The 5,349-nt window shown below is 74.5% G+C and carries 1 pseudogene; it reads right to left on the bottom strand.

The window, feature by feature from the left end:
- Nucleotides 1–5,011 (bottom strand): annotated as a pseudogene (locus QH283_RS30340) (amino acid adenylation domain-containing protein); the annotation flags it as partial.
- Between the last annotated feature and the right edge of the window lie 338 nt (nucleotides 5,012–5,349).

Genomic DNA, 5,349 nt, shown 5'->3' with positions numbered 1-5,349 from the left:
GCGGCGTTGGGGGCGGCGGCGTTGGCGGCGAGCAGCGAGCTGCCGCCGAGGGCGAAGAAATCGTCGTCCGCGCCGACCGGCTCGTCGGCCGGGCGGGAGAGCACCTCGGCGAACACGCCCGCGATCACGGGCTCGAACGGGCCGGTGGGCTCGCGGTAGACGGTGCCGGTGAACACGGGGGCGGGCAGGGCGGCGCGGTCGAGTTTGCCGTTGACGGTCAACGGAATCCGGTCGAGGCGCACCAGCGCGGCGGGGACCATGTGCTCGGGCAGCAGGCGGGTCAGCCGCTCGCGCAGGGCGAGCGTGTCCAGCTCGGCGCGAGCGGACCCCTGAACCGCGACGACATAGCCGACGATGCGGTCCTCGGCCCCGTCGCCACGCACCACGACGGCGGCTTCGGCCACTTCGGGCTGGTCGAGCAGCACCGCTTCGATCTCGCCGAGTTCGATGCGGAAGCCGCGCAGGTTGACCTGCTGGTCGGCGCGGCCCAGATATTCCAGATCGCCGTCGGCGGTCCAGCGGGCCAGATCGCCGGAGCGGTAGGCCAGGGCGCCGGGCGCGCCGTAGGGGTCGGCGACGAACCTGGCCGCGGTGAGGTCGGGGCGACCGAGGTAGCCGCGCGCCAGCTGGCCGCCGGAGACGTAGATCTCGCCGGGGACGCCGACCGGGACGGGGCGCAGGCGGGCGTCGAGGACGCGCACGGTCAGGCCGGGCAGGGCGCCGCCGACGACGCTGGCCGAGCCTGCGCCGGGTTCGACGACGCGGTGCGAGACGTGCACGGTGGTCTCGGTGATGCCGTACATGTTCACCAGGCGCGGGCCGTGCGGATAGCGGCGCTGCCAGCCGGTCAGGCGCTGCGGATCCAGCGCCTCGCCGCCGAAGATCACATAACGCAGGGCGTAGTCGGCGGGCTCGGCCGCGGCGTCCGCGGCGGCGAGCTGGTAGAAGGCCGAGGGGGTCTGGTCGAGGACGGTCACCCGCTCCTCGATCAGCAGGCGGCGGAACTGCTCGGGCGAGCGGGAGGTGAAGTAGTCGACCAGCACCACCCGGCCGCCGGTCAGCAGCGCGCCCCACAGCTCCCACACCGAGAAGTCGAAGGCGTAGGAGTGGAACATCGTCCACACATCGGCCGGGCCGAAGCCGAACAACCCGGCGCTGTTGTCCAGCAGGCGCAGCACGTTGCGGTGCGGGATCACCACGCCCTTGGGCCTGCCGGTGGAGCCGGAGGTGTAGATGACGTAGGCGGGGTGGGCGGCGCGCAGCGGGGCGCGGCGCTCGGCGTCGGTGAGCGGGGCCGAGGAGTGGTAACGCGGGTCGACGTCACGGGCGAGGTCGATCACCGGGCCGTCGAACCATTCCCGCAGCTGCGGGCTGCCCGGGCCGATGAGGGCGCACACCGGGCGGGCGTCGGCGAGCATGTACTCGATGCGGTCGGCCGGATAGTTCGGGTCGATCGGCAGGTAGCCGCCGCCCGCCTTGAGCACCGCGAGCAGGGCGACGACCAGGTCGGGGGTGCGGGCCATGGCGACCGCGACCAGGCTCTCCGGGCCGACGCCCGCGGCGACCAGCCTGCGGGCCAGCCGGTTGGACCTGGCGTCGAGCTCGCCGTAGGTGAGCGAGTCCCCCGCGCCCGCGCCCGCCCAGCCGCGCACCGCCACGGCGGCGGGGTCGCGGTGCGCGGCGGCGGCGAACCGGGGGGGCCGGGGCTCGGGGGTGAAGGCCCCCCCGGCGCCCGCCGGGGGCGGCCCCCCCCCGCCCCCGCGCCCCCCCCGCCGCCCCCCCCCCGGGGGGGGGGGGGGGGGGGCGCGGCGGCGGCGAACCGGTCGGCCAGGGTCTCGGTGATCTCGCCCGCCCGGTCGCCCGCGGTGCTCGACCACTCGTACAGGGCGCGGTGCTGTTCCTCGGCGGACAGCAGCTGGATGTCGCCGACCACCACGGTCGCGTCGGCGGCGACGCCGTCGAGCACCTGGGTGAACCGGCGCGCCAGCAGCGCGACCGAGGCGGCGTCGAACAGGTCGGTGGCGTAGGTGATCTCGACGTCCATGCCGTCGGCGCGGCCGTCGGCGTCGGTGTGCTCGCGCACGGTGAACTGCAGGTCGAATTCCGCGGCCACCGCCTCGAGCGGCAGCTCGGCCACCCGCAGGCCGGGCAGCTCCAGTTCGGGCACGGTGAAGTTCTGCACGGTCAGCGCGACCTGGAACAGCGGGTGGCGGTTGCGGGCGCGGCTCGGCGCGAGCACCTCCACCAGGCGCTCGAACGGCAGGTCGGGATGTGACAGGGCCTCGAGGTCGCGGCGGTGGGTGTCGTCGAGGACGGTCTCGAACCTGGCGCGCGGGTCGATGTGGCTGCGCAGCACCAGGGTGTTGACGAACATGCCGACCATGCCGTCGAGGCCCTGCTCGCCGCGCCCGGCGACCGGGGTGCCGATGGCGAAGTCCTCGGCGCCGGACAGCCGGGCCAGCAGCACCGCCAGCGCGGCGTGCACGGTGGTGAACAGGGTGGCCTCACGCTTGCGGGCCAGCTCGCGCAGCTCGCTGTGCAGGTCGGCGTCGACGCGCAGCCGGTGGGTGGCGCCGCGATTGCTCGGCACCGCCGGCCGGGGACGGTCCGTCGGCAGGTCGAGTTGTTCGGGCAGGCCGTCGAGGGTGCGCCGCCAGAACTCCAGTTCCCGGTGGGCGCGGGAGGCGGGATCGGCGTCGTCGCCGAGCAGTTCGGCCTGCCACAGGGTGTAGTCGGCGTAGTGCACCGGCAGCGGCAGCCAGCGCGGTGCCGCACCGGCGCGGCGGGCGGCGTAGGCGGTCATGAGGTCGGTGGCCAGCGGGCCGAGGGAAAAGCCGTCGGCGCAGATGTGGTGCAGGACCACCAGGACCACGTGCTCATCGGCCGACAGCGCGAAAAGCGCGGCGCGGACCGGGATGTCGGTGGCCAGGTCGAAGACCTCGGCGATGCTCGCGGTGAGCCGGGCGGGCAGTTCGGCCTCGGCGACGGGTTCGGCGCGCAGCGGCGCCATCCGCGCGGCGGCGGTCTCGGCGGGCAGGATCATCTGATGCGGGCCGTCGTCGTCGGCGGGGTGCAGGGTGCGCAGCGATTCGTGGCGGGCGAGCAGATCGCGCAGGGCGGCGGTGAGAGCCGCCTCGTCGAGCGCGCCGGACAGCCGCAGGGCGACGGGGATGTTGCTCACCGCGTCGCCGAGGCCGTCGGCGTCGGCGAGGAAGCGGTTGAGGAACCAGATGCGCTGCTGGGCGGCCGAGAGCGGAATACGGTCCGGGCGCGGGCCCGCGGTGAGGGCGGGGCGGGCGCCGGTGCCGCGCAACGGTTCCACCCGTTGCGCCAGCGTCTGCACGGTCGAGGCCTCGAAGATCACCCGGACCGGGATCTGGGCGTCCAGGGCCGCGCCGAGGCGGGCGGTCAGACGGGTGGCGGTCAGCGAGTTGCCGCCGAGGGCGAAGAAGTCGTCGTCGAGGCCGACCCGGTCGCGGCCGAGCAGGCCGGCGACGACAGCCGCGACGATCTGCTCGGTGGCGGTGACCGGGGCGCGATAGGCGGCGGCCTCGAAGACCGGTTCGGGCAGGGCGCGCCGGTCGAGCTTGCCCGAGGCGTTGAGCGGGAACTCGGCCAGCGTCACATAGGCCGAGGGCAGCATGTAGGCGGGCAGGCGGACGGCCAGCGCGGCGCGCACCGCGTCCAGGTCGAGGGTGACCGAGGGATGGGTGTTCGCCGGGATCAGGTAGGCCACCAGCTGCTCGCCGCCGCGGGCGACCACCACCGCCTGCGCGATCTCGTCCAGATCGGTCAGGGCGGCCTCGATCTCGCCGAGCTCGATGCGCAGGCCGCGCAGCTTCACCTGGAAGTCGGTGCGGCCCAGGTAGACCAGCTCGCCGCCGGCGGACCAGGTGACCAGATCGCCGGTGCGGTACAGGCGCGCGCCGGGGGTGAACGGATCGGCGACGAAGCGGTCGGCGGTCAGGCCGGGCCGGGCCAGGTAGCCGCGGGCCAGCTGCGCGCCGGCCAGGTACAGCTCGCCCGGCACCCCGGCGGGAACCTGGCGCAGCCTGCTGTCGAGCACGTGCACGGCGGTGTTGGCCACCGGGAGGCCGATCGGCACGGTGTGGGTGTCGGCGTCGGTGACCTCGTGGAAGGTCACGTCGACGGCGGCCTCGGTGGGTCCGTACAGGTTGTGCACGCGGGCCCCGGTCAGCGCGCGCAGCCGGTGCGCGGGGGCGGGGGGCAGCGCCTCGCCGGAGCAGAACACCTGGCGCAGTGATCCACAGTCCCGCACAGCGGGTTCGGCGACGAACACCGCCAGCATGGACGGCACGAAGTGCGCGACGGTGACGCCCTCGGCGGCGATCAGCTCGGCCAGATACCTCGGGTCGCGGTGCCCGCCCGGCGCGGCGAGCACCAGCCGCGCGCCGACCTGGAGGGGCCAGAAGAACTCCCAGACCGACACATCGAAGGTCGCGGGCGTCTTCTGCACCACCACGTCGTCGGCGGCGAGCCGGTACTGGGCCTGCATCCAGCGCAGCCGGTTGACGATGGCGGCGTGCTCGACGACCACACCCTTGGGGCGGCCGGTGGAGCCGGAGGTGAAGATGACGTAGGCGGGGTGGCCGGTGCGCAGCGGGGCGAGCCGTTCGGCGTCGGTGAGCGGGGCGGCGGAGTACGCGGTGGTGTCCAGCCGGTCCAGGTCGAGCACCGGCCGGTGGTGCGCGTCGCGACCCGCGGGCAGGTCGAGACCGTCGCCGGTGCGGGTCAGCACGCAGACCGGGCGGGCGGTGGCCAGCACGTGGTCGAGGCGTTCGGCCGGGTGCTCGGGATCGAGCGGCAGGTAGGCCGCGCCGGTGGCCAGCACCGCGTACATGGCGACCACCAGATCGGTGGAACGCTGGATGCCGAGGGCCACGGTGGTTTCCGGGCCGGCGCCGAAGGAGACGAGCAGGCGGGCCAGCCGGTTCACCCGGATCGACAGCTCGCGGTAGGTGAGGTGGCCGCCGTCGCACGACAGCGCCACCGCCTCCGGGGTGCGGGCCGCCTGCTCCTGGAACAGCGAGATCAGGGTGGCGGGCGGGCCGAGTTCGCGGCCGGTGGCGTTGCGGGCGGCGAGCACCGCGCGTTCGCCCGCGCCGAGGATGTCGATCTCCCCGATGCGGACGCCGGGGTCGGCGCAGACGGTGTCGAGCACCATGCGCAGCCGGGCGGCGAAGCCCGCGATGGTGACCGGGTCGAACAGGTCGGTGGAGTACTAGAAGTCGGCGTCGAAGCCGTCGCCGGTCTCGTCCAGACTGATTTGCTGGTCGAACTTCGCGGTCTCGGTGTCCAGGTAGAGGACCGAGGCGGTGAGCCCTGCGG

It is taken from the genome of Nocardia farcinica (assembly GCF_029867845.1).
In the GTDB taxonomy this organism is placed as follows: Bacteria; Actinomycetota; Actinomycetes; order Mycobacteriales; family Mycobacteriaceae; genus Nocardia; species Nocardia farcinica_A.
The sequence above is the reverse complement of the archived record's forward strand: the minus strand, read 5'-3'. Positions and strand labels throughout refer to the sequence as shown.